20 protein-coding genes are annotated in these 19,817 nt (G+C 75.1%); 4 read left to right on the forward strand and 16 right to left on the reverse strand.

Annotated elements, in window-relative coordinates:
* Positions 1–52: 52 nt before the first annotated feature.
* From mnhG to mbhE, 6 genes are read right to left on the reverse strand one after another with little or no spacing between them, the layout of a single operon-like run.
* Entirely contained in the window at positions 53–433 is a 381-nt protein-coding gene (gene mnhG, locus ACK586_RS01010) for a monovalent cation/H(+) antiporter subunit G (RefSeq protein WP_409328593.1), read from the reverse strand.
* On the reverse strand, positions 433–693 hold the full coding sequence (locus tag ACK586_RS01015; protein WP_409328594.1) for an MrpF/PhaF family protein: 261 nt from the start codon (positions 691–693) through the stop codon (positions 433–435). The genes mnhG and ACK586_RS01015 overlap by 1 nt, the downstream gene beginning before the upstream one ends.
* Positions 690–1,091: a Na+/H+ antiporter subunit E gene (locus tag ACK586_RS01020; RefSeq protein WP_409328595.1), complete on the reverse strand. Its 402-nt coding sequence runs from the start codon at positions 1,089–1,091 to the stop codon at positions 690–692. Before ACK586_RS01020 ends, ACK586_RS01015 begins: the two co-directional genes overlap by 4 nt.
* A complete protein-coding gene (locus ACK586_RS01025) occupies positions 1,088–2,683 on the reverse strand; it encodes a monovalent cation/H+ antiporter subunit D family protein (RefSeq protein ID WP_409328596.1) in 1,596 nt (531 codons plus the stop codon). Before ACK586_RS01025 ends, ACK586_RS01020 begins: the two co-directional genes overlap by 4 nt.
* The gene (locus tag ACK586_RS01030) at positions 2,680–3,111 is read right to left on the reverse strand and encodes a sodium:proton antiporter (RefSeq protein ID WP_409328597.1); all 432 of its coding nucleotides are present in this window, start codon (positions 3,109–3,111) and stop codon (positions 2,680–2,682) included. Before ACK586_RS01030 ends, ACK586_RS01025 begins: the two co-directional genes overlap by 4 nt.
* Positions 3,108–5,963 (reverse strand): hydrogen gas-evolving membrane-bound hydrogenase subunit E, encoded by a 2,856-nt coding sequence (gene mbhE / locus ACK586_RS01035; RefSeq protein WP_409328598.1) that lies wholly within the window; start codon positions 5,961–5,963, stop codon positions 3,108–3,110. Before mbhE ends, ACK586_RS01030 begins: the two co-directional genes overlap by 4 nt.
* A gap of 416 nt (positions 5,964–6,379) precedes the next feature.
* Between mbhE and ACK586_RS01040 the strand changes: the two genes are divergently transcribed.
* Entirely contained in the window at positions 6,380–6,910 is a 531-nt protein-coding gene (locus ACK586_RS01040; RefSeq protein ID WP_409328599.1) for a universal stress protein, read from the forward strand.
* Here ACK586_RS01040 and cysD read toward each other — a convergent pair.
* From cysD to ACK586_RS01070, 6 genes are all read right to left on the reverse strand, one after another.
* Positions 6,864–7,772, reverse strand: coding sequence for a sulfate adenylyltransferase subunit CysD (gene cysD / locus ACK586_RS01045; protein ID WP_409328600.1), 909 nt, complete (start codon positions 7,770–7,772; stop codon positions 6,864–6,866). The two genes, ACK586_RS01040 and cysD, sit on opposite strands and share 47 nt — an antisense overlap.
* 118 nt (positions 7,773–7,890) lie before the next feature.
* Positions 7,891–8,616 carry an inositol monophosphatase family protein gene (locus ACK586_RS01050; RefSeq protein WP_409328601.1) on the reverse strand — a complete coding sequence of 242 codons (726 nt, stop codon included), beginning with the start codon at positions 8,614–8,616 and terminating at the stop codon, positions 7,891–7,893.
* On the reverse strand, positions 8,613–9,350 hold the full coding sequence (locus ACK586_RS01055) for a PaaI family thioesterase (protein WP_409328602.1): 738 nt from the start codon (positions 9,348–9,350) through the stop codon (positions 8,613–8,615). Before ACK586_RS01055 ends, ACK586_RS01050 begins: the two co-directional genes overlap by 4 nt.
* Before the next feature lie 31 nt (positions 9,351–9,381).
* Positions 9,382–10,908 carry a sensor histidine kinase gene (locus tag ACK586_RS01060; protein ID WP_409328603.1) on the reverse strand — a complete coding sequence of 509 codons (1,527 nt, stop codon included), beginning with the start codon at positions 10,906–10,908 and terminating at the stop codon, positions 9,382–9,384.
* Entirely contained in the window at positions 10,905–11,645 is a 741-nt protein-coding gene (locus ACK586_RS01065; RefSeq protein ID WP_409328604.1) for a response regulator transcription factor, read from the reverse strand. The genes ACK586_RS01060 and ACK586_RS01065 overlap by 4 nt, the downstream gene beginning before the upstream one ends.
* 179 nt (positions 11,646–11,824) lie before the next feature.
* Positions 11,825–12,604 carry a siderophore-interacting protein gene (locus ACK586_RS01070; protein WP_409328605.1) on the reverse strand — a complete coding sequence of 260 codons (780 nt, stop codon included), beginning with the start codon at positions 12,602–12,604 and terminating at the stop codon, positions 11,825–11,827.
* 298 nt (positions 12,605–12,902) lie between these two features.
* Here ACK586_RS01070 and ACK586_RS01075 point away from each other — a divergent pair, with 298 nt between their 5' ends.
* A complete protein-coding gene (locus ACK586_RS01075; protein WP_409328606.1) occupies positions 12,903–13,112 on the forward strand; it encodes a hypervirulence associated TUDOR domain-containing protein in 210 nt (69 codons plus the stop codon).
* A gap of 40 nt (positions 13,113–13,152) precedes the next feature.
* Positions 13,153–13,584, forward strand: a complete 432-nt coding sequence (locus ACK586_RS01080; RefSeq protein WP_409328607.1) for a DUF2795 domain-containing protein — start codon at positions 13,153–13,155, stop codon at positions 13,582–13,584.
* A gap of 42 nt (positions 13,585–13,626) precedes the next feature.
* Here ACK586_RS01080 and ACK586_RS01085 read toward each other — a convergent pair whose 3' ends face one another.
* Entirely contained in the window at positions 13,627–14,502 is an 876-nt protein-coding gene (locus ACK586_RS01085; RefSeq protein WP_409328608.1) for a hypothetical protein, read from the reverse strand.
* Positions 14,503–14,672: 170 nt separating this feature from the next.
* Between ACK586_RS01085 and ACK586_RS01090 the strand changes: the two genes are divergently transcribed.
* A complete protein-coding gene (locus ACK586_RS01090) occupies positions 14,673–16,760 on the forward strand; it encodes an LCP family protein (RefSeq protein WP_409328609.1) in 2,088 nt (695 codons plus the stop codon).
* Positions 16,761–16,845: 85 nt separating this feature from the next.
* Here ACK586_RS01090 and pstB read toward each other — a convergent pair whose 3' ends face one another.
* Genes pstB through pstC form a run of 3 tightly spaced genes read right to left on the reverse strand, consistent with a single transcriptional unit; the run spans position 16,846 to position 19,683 of the window.
* A complete protein-coding gene (gene pstB, locus ACK586_RS01095; protein WP_409328610.1) occupies positions 16,846–17,625 on the reverse strand; it encodes a phosphate ABC transporter ATP-binding protein PstB in 780 nt (259 codons plus the stop codon).
* A 28-nt stretch (positions 17,626–17,653) separates the two neighbouring features.
* Entirely contained in the window at positions 17,654–18,730 is a 1,077-nt protein-coding gene (pstA, locus tag ACK586_RS01100) for a phosphate ABC transporter permease PstA (RefSeq protein ID WP_409328611.1), read from the reverse strand.
* A complete protein-coding gene (gene pstC / locus ACK586_RS01105) occupies positions 18,730–19,683 on the reverse strand; it encodes a phosphate ABC transporter permease subunit PstC (protein WP_409328612.1) in 954 nt (317 codons plus the stop codon). Before pstC ends, pstA begins: the two co-directional genes overlap by 1 nt.
* Positions 19,684–19,817: the final 134 nt, after the last annotated feature.

Genomic DNA, 19,817 nt, shown 5'->3' on the forward strand with positions numbered 1-19,817 from the left:
GTGCCCGCGATCGGCCGGGCCGGGGTCCATCATCCACGACCGCCGCAGCGGCTCATCCGGGCGGACTCGGCTCCTGCACCGGACGGGGGTTGCCCGCCCGCTCGATGGCGTCGCCCAGCTCGTCGAAGCGGGTCTCGGAGGCCAGCGGCGTCCCGGCCCGGTAGGCGGCCCGCCCCAGCGCGAAGCCCCCCACCGGCGCGGTGACCAGCTGCAGGGCGATGGCCAGCAGGAGCTTCACCACGGCGAACCAGGACGGCGTGATGAGCAGGGCCCCGGCCATCGCCAGCACGACGCCGAGACTGGCGGCCTTGGTCACCGCGTTCATCCGCGCGTAGGCGTCCGGCAGCCGCAGCAGGCCGATCGCGGCCACGGCGATGAGGAAGACCCCGCCGGCGACCAGCAGCGCCCCGAGCACGTCGAGGACGAGCCCCATCACGTGTCCTTCCGGTGCAGCAGCCGGGCGAACGTGACGCTGGCGAGGAAGCCCACGAGCGTGGCGACGACGGCGACGTCGAAGAGGTAGGGCGCCTCGAGCCGGACGCCGAGCAGCGCGACGGCCGCGACGAACACGAAGAACGCCAGGTCGGCCGCGACCGCCCGGTCGGCGTCGGAGGGGCCGATGACCGCGCGCACGATCGTGGCCAGGAGGGCCACGGCCAGCACGACCAGCGACACGTCCAGGAAGACGGTCATCGGGCGCCTCCCCGCCCGTCCGCGACGGCGGGCCGGTGCCGGTCCACGTCGTCGTCGGCCGCGCGGCCGCGCCAGGCGTGCAGCATCCGGTCCTCCATCTCCTCCAGCTGGCGCACGAACTCCTCGCGGGTGCCGGCGTACATGCCGTGGACGTAGAGGGTGTCGGGATCGCGGCCGACGGCGAGCGACAGCGTGCCGGGGGTGAGCGAGACCAGGTTGGCCAGCAGCGTGATCTCCCCGGCGGTCCGGCTCCGCAGCGGCAGCGCCACGATGCCGGGGGAGAGCCGGCTGCGGGGGGTCAGGACGTCCCACACCACCTGGAGGTTGGCCAGGACCAGCTCGCGGGCGAAGTAGCCGGCGAACACGACGAAGCGGGCCAGCCGCGTCAGCGCGGTCATCCCAGCACCGCCTGGACGTAGGCGGCCGGGTCGACCAGCCCCTCCGCCGCCGTCTGCGCGAGGGACAGCAGCCCCTCGGCGCCCAGCCCGACGGCGACGGAGACCAGCGCGAGGAACAGGCCCGGGAGGACCAGCCGGAGCGGGATGCGGGAGAGCTCGATGGGCGTGCGCCGGCGCGCGGTGTCCGAGTCCTCCACCGGTGCGTGCTCGACCAGGGCCGTCGAGGCCTCCTTCCGGCCGTCCGGGCCCACCGGGGAGGCGGTGGCCGACGGGGCGGCGGGCGGCGGGGTGGGGGCGGCCTCTCCCGGTGCCCGGCCCCAGAACACGGCGTTCCAGATCTTCATCATCGACAGCAGCGTGAAGAGGCTGACGACGACGGCGAGCGCCGCGGCCAGGTACGCCTGCTCGCTGATCGCCGCGCTGACCAGGATGAACTTGGCGAAGAAGCCGGAGAAGGGAGGGATCCCGGCCAGGGACAGGGCGCCCACCAGGAACGCCAGCCCGAGCACCGGGTGGCGCCGCAGCTCGCCGCCCAGCCGGCTCAGCCGGCCGGTGCCGTGCGCCACCTCGATCGCCCCGGTGGACAGGAACAGCGACGCCTTCACCACCGTGTGGTGCAGCAGGTAGAAGATCGCCGCCGCCATGCCCAGCGGTCCGAAGAAGGCCAGCCCGAGCATGATGTAGCCGACCTGGCTGATCATGTGGAACACGAGGATCGACCGCATCGTGTTCTGCCCGAGGGCGCCGAGCACGCCGACGACCATCGTCGCCAGCATGATCACCAGCAGCAGGGTCGACAGCGACGGATCGCCGTCGAAGACCACCGCGTAGACGCGGAAGAAGGCGTAGACGCCGACCTTGGTGAGCAGGCCGGAGAACAGCGCGGTCACCGCGGGGGACGCGTAGGGGTAGCTGCGGGGCAGCCAGCCGTGCGCCGGCACGAGGGCGGCCTTCACGCCCAGCGACACCAGCACCGCACCGGCCGCGAGCGCCACCGCGGGCGACTCCTGGGCGGCCCCCGCCAGCTCGCCCAGGTTCACCGTCCCGGCGACCCCGTACACCAGGGCCACGCCGGCCAGGAACACGGTGGAGGCCAGAAGGCTGACGGTGACGTACACCCGGCCCGCCGTGAGCGCGTCCCGCCCGCCGCTGCGCGTGAGCAGCACGTAGGACGGGATGAGCGCGACCTCGATGAGGACGAAGAGGTTGAAGAGGTCGGCGGTGACGAACGCGCCGTAGACGCCTCCGGACAGGACCAGCGCCAGGGGGACGAACCACCTGTCCCGGTCGTCCCCCGCAGCGGCGGCGAACGCGAGGCACGTCGTGGTGAGCAGCGCCGTCACGGTGATCATGAGGGCGCTGAGCAGGTCGGCGGCGAAGGGGATCGCGATGCCGGCGGGCCAGCCGGCGACCTGGGCGACGAGGACGTCGCCGTCGCGGGTGGCGACGACCAGCAGCACCGCCCCGAGCAGGACCGCGCCGCTGACGGCCAGCCCGACGGCCCGCCGTGCGCCCGGGCGGCCGCCCATCAGGGCCGTGCCGGCCGCGGCGAGCAGGGGCCCGGCGACGACGAGCGGTACCAGGGCGTTCACGCCGGACCTCCGCTCGCCGGGCCGCGCTCGCCGGCGCCGTCCGCCGCGGGCACGGGCGGTGTCCCCGGCGCGGCACCAGGCTCGGCCTCCTCGGCCGCGTCGACGTCGTCCGCTCCGGGCTCGTCCTGCCGGTCGGGCTCGGCGTCGGCGCCGGCGCCGGCCATGCCCAGCAGGTACACCGTGATGCCGAAGGTGATCACGATGGCGGTCAGCGCGAACGCCTGCGGCAGCGGATCGGCCGCGGCCGCCGGGTCGACCTCCCCGACCAGCGGCGCCTCCCGGAGCCCCATCCCGCCGGCCGCGACGAGCAGCAGGTTGGCGGCGTGGCCCAGCAGCACGAGGCCCAGGACCACGCGGACCAGGCCGCGCTGGAACAGCAGGTAGGTGCCGCCGGCGGCGAGGACGGCCACGGCCAGGGCCGCGGTCACGGGGCGACCCCCTCGTGCTCGTCGGCCGTCCGGGCCGGGGCGGGGGCGCCGGCCGCGGCGGGCGCGGGTGCGGGGTCGGCGTCGTCGCCGCGGGACGCGGGCCGTCGGGCCGCCTCGGGCCGGCTGCGACCGCGCCCCAGCCGGTCGACCGCGGCCACGACGAGGCCCAGGACGACGAGGTAGACGCCGACGTCGAACAGGAGCGAGCTGGTCAGCTTGACCGACACCCCGAACACCTCCGGTTCGAACGGGAGCGGCCGCAGGAAGGCGCCGTCGACGTACCCGAGCAGGCCGACGGCCACGGCCAGGGCGACGCCGCTGCCGACGAGCAGCGCGGGGGAGAGCACCCGGGGCCGCCGCGGGACGTCGTAGGGCAGCTGGGCCAGCGCGATGGCCGCCCCGCCCACCAGCGCCGAGATGAAGCCGCCGCCGGGCGCGTTGTGCCCGCGGAGCAGCAGGTACAGGGAGAAGAGCAGGGCCACGGGCAGCAGCAGCGTGCGGGTCACCCGCAGGATGACCGCGTTGCCGACGGGGTCGGCGACGGGGTCGGCCACCCCCGCGCCGGCCCTCGGGGTCGGCGCGTCGTACCGGAGCAGCGCCAGCAGGCCGATGGCTGCCACCGCCAGGACGGTGATCTCGCCGAGCGTGTCCAGGCCGCGGAAGTCGACGAGCACGGTGTTGACCACGTTGGTGCCGCCGGTGAGCGGCTCGGACTCGGTGAGCAGGAAGTCGCCGGCCGCCGACCGGTCCCGCCGGCCGGTCAGCGCGAACGTCGCGGCGAACGCGGCCACGCCGACGGCGGCCGCGGCCACCGCGGCACCGGCCGTGCGCAGGCGGCTGCCGGGGGCGAACCGGGCGGGCAGCCGGCGCAGGACCAGGACGGCCACGACGACCGTCAGGATCTCGACGAGCAGCTGGGTGAGCGCCAGGTCGGGGCCCCCGATGACGAGGAACCAGGCCGCCACCACGAAGCCGACGACCCCGAGCAGGGCGAGTGCGCCGAGGCGGGAGCGCGCGACGGTCAGCGCCGCCGTCCCGACGCCCAGGAGGGCGACGAGCACCCAGTCCGCCGCGCGGGTCGCCGGCTCGGGCGACGCGGTCAGGGGACCGAGGGTGGACATGCCGACCCCCGCGAGCACGGCGAGCGCGAGCAGCGGCCAGACCAGGTGCGCGGCCAGCCGCGGGCTCAGGGCGGGCCGGCCGACCAGCGCCCCGAACCGCAGGGCGCCGTCGTACGTGGCGTCGTACAGCTGGGCGCCGGTGCGGGGCAGCCGCGACCCGAGCAGGACGGCGTCCACGCGGTCCCGCAGGAGGAACAGCGTCGTCCCCACGGTGATGGTGACCGCCGAGAGGCCCAGCGCCGCGGTGAAGCCGTGCCACAGCGCCAGGTCGGCGCCGCCCTCCTGGAGCCGGGTGTCCTGGACGGTGCGGTTGATGAGGGGGTTGAGCGCCGCGGCCCAGATGCCGAAGACCAGGCTCAGCACCGCGGGCACCGCCGCCGGGGCCAGGAACGACCAGCGCGGCTCGTAGAGGTTGGGCTGGCGGACCGGGCCGCCGAAGGCGCCGGCCAGGATCCGGAACCCGTACGCGAACGTCAGGGCCGCCGCGCCCACCGCGGTGCCCGCGGCCAGCCAGCCGACCCAGGCGGGCCCGTCCGCGCCGAGGAAGCCGTAGAAGGCCTCCTCCTTGCTGACGAAGCCCATGAAGGGCGGCAGGCCGGCCATCGACAGCGCGGCCACCCCGGTGAGCACGGCGGTGACGGGCATGACGCGCCGCAGCCCGGACAGCTCGCGGATGTCCCGGCTGCCGGCCTCGTGGTCGATGATGCCCACGAGCATGAACAGCGTCGCCTTGAACAGGGCGTGCGCGAAGGTGTGCAGCGCGGCGGCGGCCAGCGCCTGCGGGGTGCCGATCCCGACGAGGGCGACGAGGAAACCGAGCTGGCTGACCGTGGAGTAGGCGAGCAGGGCCTTGAGGTCGTGCTGCTTGAGCGCGAGGACGGCGCCGACGACGGCGGTCAGCAGGCCGACCGAGACGAGGGTGGCGGTCCAGAAGGGGTCGTCGGCGAAGGGCGGGGAGAACCGCATCAGCAGGTAGATGCCCGCCTTGACCATCGTGGCCGCGTGCAGGTAGGCGCTCACCGGCGTGATCGCCACCATCGCGTCGGGCAGCCAGAAGTGGAACGGCAGCTGCGCGGACTTGGTGAACGCGGCGAGGATCAGGCACGCGGCGATGGCGAAGGCCAGCGGCGACTCCGTGATGAGCCCCGGGTCGGCCAGGATCGCCGTCATGTCCGTCGTGCCGGTCGTCACGGCGATCATGACCAGGCCGGCGAACAGGGCCAGTCCGCCGCCGCCGGTGACGATCAGGGCGCGGGTGGCGGACTTCGCGCCGGCCAGCCCCGGCCCGCCGATGAGGAAGAACGACGTCAGCGTCGTCATCTCCCAGAACACGAAGAAGAGCACCAGGTCGGCGGCGAGGACCAGACCGAGCATGGACAGCGCGAAGACGGTGAGCAGCCCGTACAGCCGCACGTGCGCCTGCGTCTCGTCCAGGTAGCGCGCGCAGTACGCCATGATCAGCGCGCCGACGCCGAGGATCAGCACCACGAACAGCAACGACAGCCCGTCCAGGCGCAGGTGGAACTCCACGCCCAGCGAGGGCACCCATCGGCGGGCGACGGTGACGGTCCCGCCGTCCAGCACGGTGGGCGCCTGGGTGAGGAGCAGGACGCCGATCCCCGCGAAGACGAGGGCGAGCGGGTACCCCGTGGCGCGCCCCAGGCGGCGGGCCACCGGCGGGGTGAGCACCGCGGTGACCGCCAGGGCGGCGAGGGACAGGGTGAGGATCATGCGACGCGGGGGCGCACGGGTCCGGCGCACCCGTGGTCGAGGTCCGGGCGGAGCCGTGCGGGTGCCGCTGCGAGCATGCCGATCCGCCTCCCTCCGTTCGCTGGTCGTGCCGCCGAGTCGACGGCCAGTGCGCCCCGGGACGGCTCCGGACGCCGCACGCGTGGTGGTCGCGGGCACGGTCACGGTGCCGGGGCGGTGAGCGTCCGACGTCTCCGGTCGCCGTCCGAGCCTACGAGCAGGGAGGCCTCCCCGCTCCTCGACCGGGGCCGTGACCGGCACTCTGCTGGAGCCCGGCAGCCGCCCGTCTGGGACGTCTTCCGGGAGCCGACCGGGAGTCCGGTGCCTGCCGGGTGAAAGGCACCGGCGAGGGCCCGTGCCCGGTGCGCCGGGGCGGCGGATCGCTGGGGGTGCACCGGGTGACGTGGTTCCACGCGCTGTCGATCGTCGTGCTCTGGGTCGGCGCGGGTGTGCTGTTCGTCTTCCTGCTGCTCTACCGGCGTGGCTACCGGGAGGGGAGCTGGTTCGTCCTCGGCTCGGTGCTCGGCCCGCTCTTCGCCCCCATCGCGGCCGAACGCGCCCGCACCGGGAGCACCGTGCTGTCGCACCGGGTCGAGCCGGGAGCCGACCCGGGGACCGGTCCACCGGACGGTCCCGGTCGTCGCGGGCTGGAGGTGCTCGTCGGGGTCGACGGGTCGGCGGCGTCGGCCCGGGCGGTCCGGGACGCGGCCGAGCTGGTGGCCCCGCTGTCGGCACGGGTGCACCTGGTGACCGTCGTCGACGCCGACGACGGCGAGCACGGGGACCCCGACCGGGTGGCGAGGGCGTGCCGGCTGCTGCACTCGTGCGCGAGGCGGTTCCGCGCCCAGGGGACGGCCGTGGAGGCGGTCCGGGAACGGGCCGTCAGAAGTAGCCTTCCTTCTTCCGGTCCTCCATCGCCGCGTCGCTGACCTTGTCGTCACCGCGCGTGGCGCCGCGCTCGGTCATCCGGGTCACCGCGATCTCGGCGATGACCTCCTGGACCGTGGTCGCCTGCGAGCGGACCGCGGCGGTCAGGTTCGCGTCGCCGACGGTGCGGTAGCGGACCGTCTCGCGGAACGTCTGCTCGCCGTCGCGGGGGCGGATGAACTCGTTGACCGCGTACAGCATCCCCTGCCGCTCGACGACCTCCCGCTCCTGCGCGAGGTACAGCGGCGGGATGGCGATCTGCTCGCGGGCGATGTACTGCCAGATGTCGAGCTCGGTCCAGTTCGACAGCGGGAAGACCCGGAGCGACTCGCCCAGGTGGATGCGGCCGTTGTAGAGGTCCCACAGCTCCGGGCGCTGGTTCTTCGGGTCCCACTGGCCGAACTCGTCGCGGAAGGAGAACACCCGCTCCTTGGCCCGTGCCTTGTCCTCGTCGCGGCGGGCGCCACCGAAGAGCGCGGTGAAGCCGTGCTCCTCGACCGCGTCGAGCAGCACGGGCGTCTGGATCCGGTTCCGGGAGCCGTTGGGCTCCTCCCGGACGGTGCCCGCGGCGATGGCGTCCGGCACGGACGCGACGACGAGCTGCACCCCCAGCTCCGCCACCCGCTTGTCCCGGAACTCGAGGACCTCGGGGAAGTTCAGCCCGGTGTCGACGTGCATGACCGGGAAGGGGATCCGCGCCGGGGCGAAGGCCTTGCGGGCGAGCTCCAGCATCACAATGGAGTCCTTGCCGCCGGAGAACAGCAGCACCGGCCGCTCCAGCTCGGCGGCGACCTCGCGGATGACGTGGATGGACTCGGCCTCCAGCGTCTCCAGCTGGGTGAGCCGGTAGTCAGGGCTGGTCACGTGCGCAGGCTCCGGAACTCGGGGACGGGCGGTGTGCGGGCGTGCCGGGACACCCCTCGGACCAGCGGCAACCGCACCGGCTCGGGAGGGATTCCCCGACCAGTGTCCGGCATGGGCCTCAGCCGGCAGCGGCCAGGAGGCCCGGGGCGAGCTCCGGCCGGCACACCAGCAGGTCGGGCAGCCACGAGTCGGGGTCGTTGTAGCGCAGGGGCGAGCCGTCCAGCCGGGTCGCGTGCAGCCCGGCGGCCAGCGCGATCGCGACGGGGGCGGCGGAGTCCCACTGGTACTGCCCGCCGGCGTGCACGTAGGCGTCGACCTCGCCGCGGACCACCGCGGTCACCTTGTACCCGGCCGATCCCAGCGGCACCAGCTCGCCGTCCAGAGCGGCCGCGGCGGCGGTCGCGACCGCCGGAGGGCGGGTGCGGCTCACCGCGATGCGGGGCCGGCGCCCGGTGGCCGGGGGCGGGGTGGGCGCCGGGTCGGTGAGGAACACCTCGCCCAGCGCGGGCAGCGCCACGGCGGCCGCCGGGAGCGCGCCGGCCGACCACAACGCCACGTGCACCGCCCAGTCGGGGCGCCCCGGGTCGCCGTACTCGCGGGTGCCGTCGAGCGGGTCGACGATCCACACCCGCTCGGCGCCCAGCCGGCGGCGGTCGTCGGCGGCCTCCTCGCTGAACACGACGTCGCCGGGGCGGTGCTCGGTCAGGACGGCGGCGATCGCGCGCTGGGCGGCGGCGTCGCCCGCGGCGCCCAGCTCGCGACCGGTCGGCCCGCCGTCACGGAGGGCGAGCAGCACCTCGGCCGCCGCCCGCGCCGCGGCCGCGGCCACCGCGACGTCGTTCACCGCGGGCGGCCCGGGGCGGTGGCGCCGGTCGGCCGGCCCGGCGGTGAGGGTCGGCCGCTCGCGTCGGTCACCCCGGCGAAGTAGCGCGCCGTGACCTCGGGGCGGGGCGCCACGAACACCCCGCGGGCCTCCACCAGCGGCCGGCCGGGCTGCTCGGCCAGGGCGATGCCGCCGGTGACCACCGAACGGCGTCCGGCCGCCTCGGTCACCCGGCCGGTGAGGACGACGGGCGTGTGCAGCGGGACCGGCCCGCGGTAGTCCAGCTCCAGCCGGACCGTCATGCCCCACAGCCCGGCGCGGATCGTCGCCGCGCCCAGCACCTGGTCCATGACCAGGCCGCTCATGCCGCCGTGCAGGAAGCCGGGCGGGCCCTCGTAGGCCGCTCCGAAGGAGGTCTCGGCCACCACGCCGCCCTCGACCACCCGCACGTCCAGCGGCAGCGCGAGGGCGCTGCCGACCCCGCTCACCATGTTGTAGACCTGGCGCATCGAGCCGAGGTGGTCCAGCGGCGACAGCTGGCCCCGCGCCCGCCGCCGGGCGGCGAGCCGCCCGGTCAGCCGGCGGGCCTCCTCGGCCGCGGCGCGCAGCTCGCCCGCGTCCACCGCGGTGGTGACCGACGCGTCGACCAGGCCGCGCAGCGCGTCGCCGAGATCGGTGACCGCGGCCATCAGCTCGCGGTCGTAGGCCTCGCCGTCGCCGGGCGGGGGGTCGGTGGGCACGGGGTCGGTGGGCACGGTCCCGACCGTAGCCAGGGCCCGGCAGCGGTCAGCCGGGTGCCCCCGGCGCCGCGGGCGGGCCGGGGGCCGGTTCCGGGGGACCGCTGCGGGGCAGCCGCACGGTGAAGGCGGCGCCCCGGCCCGGTGCGGTGTCCAGGTGGACCGTGCCGCCGTGCGCGGCGACCAGCGAGGAGACGATCGCCAGCCCCAGCCCGGTTCCCCCGGCCGCCCGGGCCCTGCTCTTGTCCGCGCGGTAGAACCGCTCGAACACCCGCGCGGCGTCGGCGGGTTCCATGCCCGGGCCCTCGTCGGCCACGCCGACCAGCACCCAGCCGCCGTCGTCCTCCGCGCCGGTCGGCGGCGGGTCCTCGCTCAGGGACACGGTCACCCGCGCGTCGGCGGGGGTGTGCACCAGCGCGTTGGTGACGAGGTTGCCGACCACCTGCCGCAGCCGCGCCTCGTCGCCGAGCACGACGGGCATCTCGGTCATCGCGGGGTCCAGCACCAGCTCCAGCGGCCGGTCCGGCTGCAGCGTCCGGGCGTCCTGGACGGCGTCGCCGGCGACCTCGGCGAGGTCGACCGGCGTGACGGTGAGCGGGCGCTGCTGGTCCAGGCGGGCGAGCTGGAGCAGGTCCTCGACCAGCAGCCCCATCCGCGACCCCTCGGACTCGATGCGCTGCATGAGCCGGGCGACGTCCTCCTCCTCGCGGACCGCGCCCTGCCGGTACAGCTCGGCGAACCCGCGGATCGAGGTGAGCGGGGTGCGCAGCTCGTGGCTGGCATCGGCGACGAACTGCCGCATCCGGCCCTCGGAGGCCCGTGCCTGCTCCTCCGACGCGCGCTGGGCGCGGAAGGCGCTCTCGATCCGCGCCAGCATGACGTTGAGGGCCGCGGACAGCCGGCCGACCTCGGTGCGCTGGTCCCCGGCGGGCACGCGCTGGGAGAGGTCGCCGGCCGCGATGGCCTGCGCGGTGCGCTCGACCTCCGCGAGCGGGCGCAGGCTGTTGCGGACCAGCAGGTACCCGGCGACGCCGAGCACGGTCAGCACGACCAGCCCGACCAGCAGCTCGATGCGCACCAGGCGGGCGATCGCCTTCTGATCGCCCTCGAGGTCCACCCCGACGACGAGCGTGTAACCACCGCGCAGCTCTCCGGAGGCCACCCGCCAGTGCCCGCCGTCGGCCCACACGCTGATGGGGCGGCCGTCGGTGCGCAGCCGCTCGACCTCGTCCGCGTCCAGCTCGGGCAGCGAGTCCCCGTCGGGGTCGCGCGGCTCGCCGATGACGACCGGCTCGTCGCTGTCCGGAGGGAGGCAGGCGACGTAGTAGGAGCTGACCCCGGGGTAGCCGGCGCGCAGGCAGGCCTCGAGGTAGCGGGGGCTCTGTGCGCTGGCGCTGGCGACGGCTGCGCGCAGCTCGCCGTCGCGCTCCTGCTGCAGGTAGTTGCGCAGCAGGGACGCGGTGGCGAAGCCGGTGGCCAGCAGGGCGAGGCCCAGCAGCACCACCAGCAGGACGACGACGGTGACGCGCAGCGGGACGCGGGGTCCCCGCAGGACCGGCGGGGCGGGAGGCGTCATGTGCCCCGTGGCAGCCGCAGGGTGTAGCCCACCCCGCGGATCGTGTGCAGCAGGCGGGGCTCGGTCGTGTCGACCTTGCGGCGCAGGTAGGAGATGTAGGACTCCACGACGTTGGCCTCGCCGTTGAAGTCGTAGTTCCACACGTGGTCGAGGATCTGGGCCTTCGACAGCACCCGGCCGGCGTTGGCCATCAGGTAGCGCAGCAGCTTGAACTCGGTGGGGGACAGGCCGACGAGGGTGCCGGCCTTGAGCACCTCGTGGGACTCCTCGTCGAGCTCGATGTCGGCGAAGGTGAGTCGCGGCGCCTCGTCCGTCCGCTGGGTGGGCGCGCTCGTGCGCCGCAGCACCGCACGGATGCGGGCGACCACCTCGTCGAGGCTGAACGGCTTGGTCACGTAGTCGTCCCCACCGAGGGTCAGGCCCGAGACCTTGTCCTCGGGGGCGTCCTTGGCGGTCAGGAAGAGCACCGGCGTGTGCCGGCCGGTCTCCCGCAGCCGGCGGACCACGCCGAAGCCGTCCAGGCCCGGCATCATCACGTCGAGCACGAGCAGGTCCGGCCGGAACGACGAGGCCATCGCCAGGGCCTGCTGGCCGTCGGCCGCCGTGGCCACCTCGAAGCCGGCGTAGCGCAGGCTCGCCGACAGCAGCTCGCGGATGTTGGGCTCGTCGTCCACCACCAGCAGGCGCGCCTCGGGCCCCCGCCCGGCCGCTCCGCCCGTGCTGCGGGTCCCCTGCACCGGCCCTCCCGGAGAACGCACCGATCCCGTCGTCATGGCACCAGGCTGGGCGTCGCGGCTGCGCCCGGTCTGGACGCTACCTGTGAATCCCCTGGACGGTCCCCGCCCCGCGATGGCGAGATCTGCACACTCGTCGCCATCAGCGGCTGATGCCGACGAGTGTGCAGATCTCGTCGGGCTCAGCCGGCGGGGGACATCGCGCGACCCCGCCGCCAGTAGCCGATGGCGTGGTGCCGGGCCCGGCCCAGGCCCCAGCGCGCGCGCAGGTCGGCCCGGATCGTGCGGACGGCGGCGGACTCCGCGCCCACCCAGGCGAAGACGTCGTCCCCGTCGGCCGGCGGGTCGAGTCCGGCCACGGCAGCGGCCAGGAGGGTGCTCTCCCCCGGCGGTGTGCCGCCGCGGTGCAGCCAGCGGACGGTCACCCCTGCCGGAACCGCGAGCGGCTGCTCCTCCTCGGGGCCGGCGACCTCGACCAGCGCCAGCCCGGTCGTCGACGGCGCGGCCTCGGCGAGGATGCGGCTGATCGCCGGCAGTGCCGTCTCGTCGCCGGCGAGCAGCAGCCGGCCGGCCGCCCGGATGCCCAGGTCGCCGCTGCCGGCGACGCCCAGCAGCGCCCCGGGCGCCGCGGCGGCGGCCCAGGACGCCGCCGGGCCGTCGCCGTGCAGGACGAAGTCGATCTCCACCTCGCCGCGGGCGGCGTCCTGCCGACGGGCGGTGTAGCTGCGCAGCGCGACCCCGTGGGCACCGACCGGCCACACGATCCGGCCGTCCCGGGCGACCGCCGGCCAGCGGGGCGCCGGGTCACCGACGCGGGGGACGAGCAGGTTCACCGTCGGGCCCGCCGCGGCGGCCGCCGCCGGCGTCCCGGCGAGGACGACCCGGCGGACGGTGGGCGTCACGTCGGTGACGGAGACGGCGGTGAGGACGTCGACGTCGCGCAGGCCGTCGGGAGCTGTCACGCGCTGGAGCGTAGGCAGCCGCCACGCGGGCCGACCCGGCCGACCCCGGGGGAATGGAGTCGACCGGGCCGGCGATCGAGGACGTCCGGGTCACCCTGGGTAGTTGCGTCGGCCGGTCTGACCTGCGCTGTCCCCGGATCCCTGTCCGTCGGTGGCAACGCTACGTGAGCGTCGGCGGCTCTGCAGCGCCCGCAGGGGTGAACTCGTTGCCCGGCCGGGTGATGTGTGCCCCGTCCTCCGCGGGGGCAGGCAGCGGAGGACGGGCCGCGCGGCGGCACCCACCGACGGGGAGGACGGCATGGCGGACGACTTCGGGAAGGGCGACCACGTCACGTGGAAGAGCCACGGTGGCGAGGCCGAGGGCACCGTCAAGAGGAAGATCACCGAGGACACGGAGGTCGCCGGCCGGAAGGTCAGGGCCAGCTCCGACGACCCGCAGTACGAGGTCGAGAGCGAGAAGAGCGGCGGCACCGCGGTGCACAAGCCGTCGGCACTGGAGAAGAAGTGAGCGCCGGAACCACCGCACGACCAGCACACAGGAGGCACCCGTGAGCGAGACCGACGACCAGTTCGCCGGCGTGTCATCACGCAGCACCAAGCACAACCCGCGCCTGGACGAGGAGCTCGAGCACGAGGTCCAGGGGATGCTCAAGGCCGAGCGGGCCACCCGCGCGCACGAGTGGCGCGAGGTCGAGCCGGTCGCCGAGGGCGATCCGGACATCGACGCCGACCCCCAGGGGACCCTGACCGGTGGCGTGCCCGTCGGCATGACCGAGGACGCCGTCGTGGCCAGGGCAGAGCTGGCCCGGTGGCTGGACCGCGCGGACTTCCCCGCCACCGGCCCCGAGCTGGTCGAGGCCGCTCTGGACCACCGGGCGCCGGACGCCGTGGTCGACGAGCTGGGCCGGCTGCCCGCGGGAGAGGCGTTCGAGCGGATCGGGGACGTCGTGCGCGCGCTGGGCTACCCGACCGAGACCTGACGCCCCCGGCGGGGCGGACGGCAGGAGGGGGAGCGGCCGGGATCAGGACCCGGTCCGCTCCCCCTCCTCCTCGTTCTGCTCCTCCTCGGCGATCTCCTCGGCGCCACGCCGGCGGAACAGCCGCGAGCCGGGGAAGCCCTTCACCACCTGCCGCAGGTCCTGCATCGTGTCGAGCAGGTCGTGCACGTCCGGGCCCACGCCCTCGAGCGTCTTGAGCACGGGCAGGATGTCGTCGTCGAGGTGCTCGAGGAGCGTCGGCAGCCGGTCGATGATCGTGACCAGCGCCTCCACCTCCTGCGGGTCCATCGTCTCCGCCAGCCGCTTGACCACCGGGGTCAGGTCGCGCAGCGGTCCCTCGTAGCCGGCGAGCAGCGGGTCGACCCGCGAGACGAGGTCCTCGGCCCGCCCGACGGCGCCCTCGGCCCGCCCGACCGCCCCCTCGGCGCGCTCGATGGTCCGGCCGACGGCGTCGATGGCCTGGTCGGCTTTCTGCTGGGTCTGGCCGACGGCGTCGATGGCCTGGTCGGCTTTCTGCTGGGTCTGGCCGACGGCGTCGATGGCCTCGTCGGCCTTCTTCTGCGTCTGACCGACCGCGTCGATGGCCTCGTCGGCCTTCTTCTGCGTCTCGCCGACCGCCTCGATGGCCTGGTCCGCCTCCTCGAGCGTTCCGCCGGCCCGGGTGATCGTCTCGTCGGCCCGGCGCCGGGTGGCCTCCAGGTCGGTGACGGCTCGGTCGACCCGGTCGAGCAGGCCCTCGGCCGAGGAGACCGCGGCGGTGAACCGGTCCAGCAGGCCCTCGACCCGGCCGACCGCGCTGACGACGCGAGGTACGAGCGCGACCGCCTCGGACAGGCCCTCCCGGAGGCCGTCGACCGCGGCCAGGACGTCGGAGGGACCGGGGAGGGAGGGCAGGCGCACGAGCCGACGCTACGTCCGGGAGCGATCCGTCGCCGGACGATCTCCGCGCGTCACCCGTCCGGACGGTCTCTGGGACGTATCGTGAGGGGCCGCCCACGAAGCGTGTGCGGAGTGCCCGCCTGCGCACGGGTACGGAACGGCACGGACCACGACGATGGGATGTCGACGCGGTGGGGGACTCGCGAGCGGGGGGCGGCGCCGGGGACGGCGACGTCGGTCGGAACGGCGAGCCGCTGACCCTCGAGCAGCTCATCGCCCGCCAGGGCAGCGGGCCCAGCGGCCGCCGCGCGGCGCGGCGCACCGGCGACGTGCCCATCCCGCTGCTGCCCGGCGAGTCGCTGCCGGCCCACCGGGGTCCGCGCCCCGCCGTCCCGCCGCCCGCCGGCCCCCGCCGCAGCGACCCCGCGGTCCCGCGCCCGCCGGCGCAGGACGCCGCCCCGTCCGCCCGGCCGCCCTCGCCGTCCACCCCCCGGCCTGCGCCGACGGGACCGGAGGCGTCCGCGGGCGGCCGGGGTCTCCCGCCGGTGCCCTCCCCGCCGCTGCGGGCCGCCGCTGCTGCGCCGCCGGCGGCCGGAACGCCGGCACCTGCGCCGCCCCGGCAGGCACCTGGCGCCTCCGGCGTCCGGTACAGCCAGCCGGTCCCGCCGCTGCCCGGCGGCGGCCCCCGCACGCCGCAGCGGCCCGGCCGGCCGCTCCCGCCGATCCCCGGCCTCGACGCCCCCGGACGGTCGGGTGCCACGGCGGCGCCGCGGCCGCCGCGCAAGGAGACCCGAGCCGCGCGCCGGGCCGCCCGCAGCCCCGGTCGCCGCCGCCTGCTGCGGCTGGCGCAGGGGGTCGTGGCCCTGGTGGTCCTGGTGGCCGCCTACTACCTGGGGCTCTACGTCTACGTCGACACCAGCATCGAGCGCGTGGAGGCGCTCGCCGCCGACGGACCCGAGGTGATCGCGCCGGGTCTGCAGGAGGGCGCGGCCACCTACCTGGTCGTCGGCACCGGCATGCCGGGCGCCGAGGGCGCCGACGGCGTCGCCGCGCTGCTGGCCCGCGTGGCACCGGACGAGGAGTCGGCGGTCCTCATCAGCCTGCCGCCGCGCGCGCTCGTCGACACCCCGGCCTGCCCGGCGGCCGACGGCGAGCTGCGCGACCCGGTCACCGAGGCCCTCGCCGACTCCCTGCTCGAAGGCGGGCCGGCCTGCCTGGTGCGGTCGGTGCAGCAGCTGTCCGGGCTGCGCGTCGACCACTACCTCGGCGTCGACCTCGCCCGCCTGCCCGACATGGTCGACGCCCTCGACGGCATCCCCGTCTGCCTGCCCGCGGTCACCGGGGCCTGGGCGGCGGCGGCCGAGCCGCTCCCGGCCGGGGCCTCCGAACTCGACGGCGACCGCGCCGCGGGGTGGATGCGGCCCGGCGACCCGGCCGCCGACATGGCGGGGACGGCGGTCGCCGAGCGGGCCCAGGTGCTGCTCACCGCCACGCTGCGGCAGGCGATGTCGCCGGGCGTGCTGGGCAACCCGGTGCGGCTCACGTCGTTCCTGACCAGCGCCGCCGATGCGCTCACCGTCGACGACGGCACGAACCTGGGCGACCTGAGCAGCCTCGCCGGCGCCCTGGGCGACCTCTCCGGCGACGCCGTCCAGCGGGCCGCGCTGCCGGTCGCGCAGGTCGGCTACGTGCCGGCCGGGACCGACGAGTCCTACGTGCTGCTCGACCGCGCCGCTGCGCGGGCGCTGTTCGAGAGCCTGCTGGAGGACGGGCGGCTGCCCGCCGAGGTCGTCGACGGGCCGGCGGACGACGCCGCCGCTCCGCCCCCGGCCGTCCCGGAGCCGCCCGCCCCCGCGCCGGCCCCCGTCCTCGTCCCGCCGGCGGAGATCACGCTCGACGTCCTCAACGGGACGTCGACGGCCGGCCTGGCCGCCACGGTGGCCGACGCGCTGCGCGGCCAGGGCTTCGTCGTCGGGCAGGTGAGCAACCAGCGCGGCGGGGTCGAGGCCACCGTGGTCCGCCACGGCCCCGGCGTCCTCGCGCAGGCGCAGACGGTCGCCGCCGCGGTGCCCGGCGCCGTCCTGGAGCCCAGCGACGCCATCGGCGACACGGTGCAGCTCGTCGTCGGGCCGAACTTCGGCGAGGTCGTCGCGCCGGTCCCGCCGCCGGCCCCGGCCGCCGAGACCGCAGCGGAGACGGCAGCGCCCGGTCCCGAGCCGGTCACCGGCACGCTGGCCGCCGAGGCCGCCCCCGCCTCGGCGTCGACCAGCTGCGGATGACCCGGTCGCAGCCGGGAACACACCTCCTGACGCCGAACGGCCCGCTCCCGGAGGGGAGCGGGCCGTCCAGGCCGTGCGGGTCAGCTCACCCGAAGCGGCCCGAGATGTAGTCCTCGGTCGCCTTCTGGTCGGGGTTGCTGAAGATCTTCTCGGTCGGGTTGAACTCGATCAGCCGGCCGGGCTGCCCCACCCCGTTGAGGTTGAAGAACCCGGTCTGCTCGCTCACACGGGCCGCCTGCTGCATGTTGTGCGTGACGATCACGATCGTGAAGCGCTCCTTGAGCTCCGCCATCAGGTCCTCGATGGCGAGCGTGGAGATGGGGTCCAGCGCCGAGCAGGGCTCGTCCATGAGCAGCACGTCGGGCTCGACGGCGATCGCACGGGCGATGCACAGGCGCTGCTGCTGACCGCCGGACAGGCCCGAGCCGGGGCGGTCGAGGCGGTCCTTGACCTCGGTCCAGAGGTTGGCGCCGCGCAGCGACTTCTCGACCAGGTCGTCGGTCTCGGACTTCTTCATCCGCCGGTTGTTCAGCCGGTTGCCGGCGATCACGTTGTCGTAGATCGACATCGTCGGGAACGGGTTGGGCCGCTGGAAGACCATGCCGATCTGGCGGCGGACGTTCACCGGGTCGACGTCGCTGCCGTAGAGGTCCTGGCCGTCCATGACGACCTTGCCCTCGACGCGGGCGCCGGGGAGCACCTCGTGCATCCGGTTGAGCGAGCGCAGGAAGGTCGACTTGCCGCAGCCCGACGGGCCGATCAACGCGGTGATGCTGCGCGGTTCGATGGCGACGTTGACGCCCTCCACGGCGAGGAAGTTGCCGTAGTAGATGTTGAGGTCGGAGACCTCGATGCGCTTGGCCACGTGCGTGTCCTCCGTGTCGGTCGGTCGGTCAGCGACCGGTCTTGGGGGCGAAGAAGCGGCTGATCAGGCGGGCGACGATGTTGAGCGCCATGACCAGGATGATGAGCAGGAGCGCTGCCGTCCAGGCGCGGTCGATGAACGCCTGCGTCGCGGTGCCCGGCTGGGTGAGCTGGTAGAAGGCGAACACCGGCAGGGTCGCCATCCGTCCGTCGAACGGGTTCAGGTTGGTTCCGGTGATCAGGCCCACGGTGATCAGCAGGGGCGCGGTCTCGCCGACGACCCGGGCGACGGCCAGCGTGATGCCGGTGCCCAGGCCCGCGACGGCGGTGGGGAGCACGACCTTGACCACGGTGCGCCACTTGGGCACGCCCAGGGCGTAGCTGGCCTCTCGCAGCTCGTTCGGCACGAGCTTGAGGACCTCTTCGCAGGAGCGGACCACCACGGGGATCATCAGCACCGACAGGGCGACCGAGCCCATGATGCCCGCGCGGAAGCTGTTGCCGAAGAGCAGCGTGAACAGGGCGAAGGCGAACAGGCCGGCGACGATCGACGGGATGCCGGTCATGACGTCGACGAAGAAGGTGATGGCCCGCTTGAGCCGGCCGCTGCCGTACTCGACGAGGTAGATGGCCGTCATGAGCCCGATGGGCACGGAGATCAGCGTCGCGACGAGCGTGATGATCAGCGTGCCGAGGATGGCGTGGTAGGCGCCGCCGCCCTCGCCGACGACCCGGAACATCGAGTTGGTGAAGAAGTCCGCGTCGAGGCGGGCGAGGCCGTTGTCGAGCACGGTGTACACGAGGGAGAGCAGCGGAACCATCGCGATGCCGAAGGCGGTCGTCACCAGGCAGGTGACCAGCCGGTCGGTGCCCTTGCGGGGCCCCTCCACCGTGCGTGAGGTCAGCCACACGACCAGCGTCCCGATGATGACGCCGTAGATGACGGTGGAGGTGACGCTGAAGCCGGTGAGCGCGGACAGCAGCGCCCCGAGCGCGATGCCGGCGGCGTAGAGCCCGGAGGGGGCGAAGCGCGGCAGCCGCCGGTCGACCCGGACGGGTCCGGGGTCCTCGGTGGGGACGGGAGCGGGCCGGATGTCGGTGCTCATCAGTTGGCTCCGGAGAAGTCGGCGCGCCGGTCGACGATCCAGCGGGCGAGCATGTTCACCGCGAGGGTGATGACGAAGAGCACGAGCCCGCTGGCGATCAGCGTGTTGACGCCGATGCCGGTGGCCTCGGGGAACCGCAGCGCGATGTTGGACGCGATGGTCGAGGGGTTGGAGCTGCTGATCAGGTTCAGCGTGGCGGCGCTGCCGCCGGACAGGATGATCGCGACGGCCATGGTCTCGCCGAGCGCCCGGCCGAGGCCGAGCATCGCCCCGGCGATGACCCCGGACTTGCCGTAGGGCAGGACGGCCATCTTGATCATCTCCCACCGGGTCGCGCCGAGTGCCAGCGCGGCCTCCCGGTGGAGGGCCGGCGCCTGGCTGAACACCTCGCGGGCGATGGCCGAGATGATCGGCAGGATCATGACGGCGAGCACCAGGCCGACGGTGAGCATCGTGCGGCCGCTCGCCGAGGCGGGGCCGGCGAACAGCGGGATCCAGCCGGCGTTGTCGGCGAGCCAGTCGTGGAAGGGCACCAGCTGCGGGGCCAGGACGGCCAGGCCCCAGAAGCCGTAGACGACGCTGGGGATGGCCGCCAGCAGGTCGATCACGTAGCCCAGCGCGGACGCGATGCGGCGGGGGGCGAAGTAGGTGACGTAGAGCGCGATCCCGACGGCCAGCGGGGTGGCCACCAGCAGCGCGATGACCGCGCCGAGCAGCGTCCCGACGATGAGCGGCCAGACGTAGCTGGCCAGGCCCTCCCCGCCGGGGATCTGGTCCGAGGGGGCCGTCAGGGCGGGCAGCGCCTCGCTGATGAGGAAGGCGGCCACCCCCGCGAGGACGAGGAGGATGAGGATCCCGGAGCCCTTGGCGCTGCCGGAGAAGATGCGGTCACCCGGACGCCGCACGGCGTCCTGCCGCTTCGGGGGTTCGGTCGGGGCCTTCGTGGCGGTCACCGCTGCTCCGTGGGGGTCGGTCGGGGTTGCGTGCCCTGGACGGGCGGTGGGGGGGGGGGGGGGGGGGGGGGGGGGGGGGGGGGGGGGGGGGGGGGGGGGGGCGGGGGGGGGGGGGGGGGGGGGGGGGGGGGGGG

Source organism: Trujillonella humicola (assembly GCF_046233715.1).
Lineage (GTDB): Bacteria > Actinomycetota > Actinomycetes > Mycobacteriales > Geodermatophilaceae > Trujillonella > Trujillonella humicola.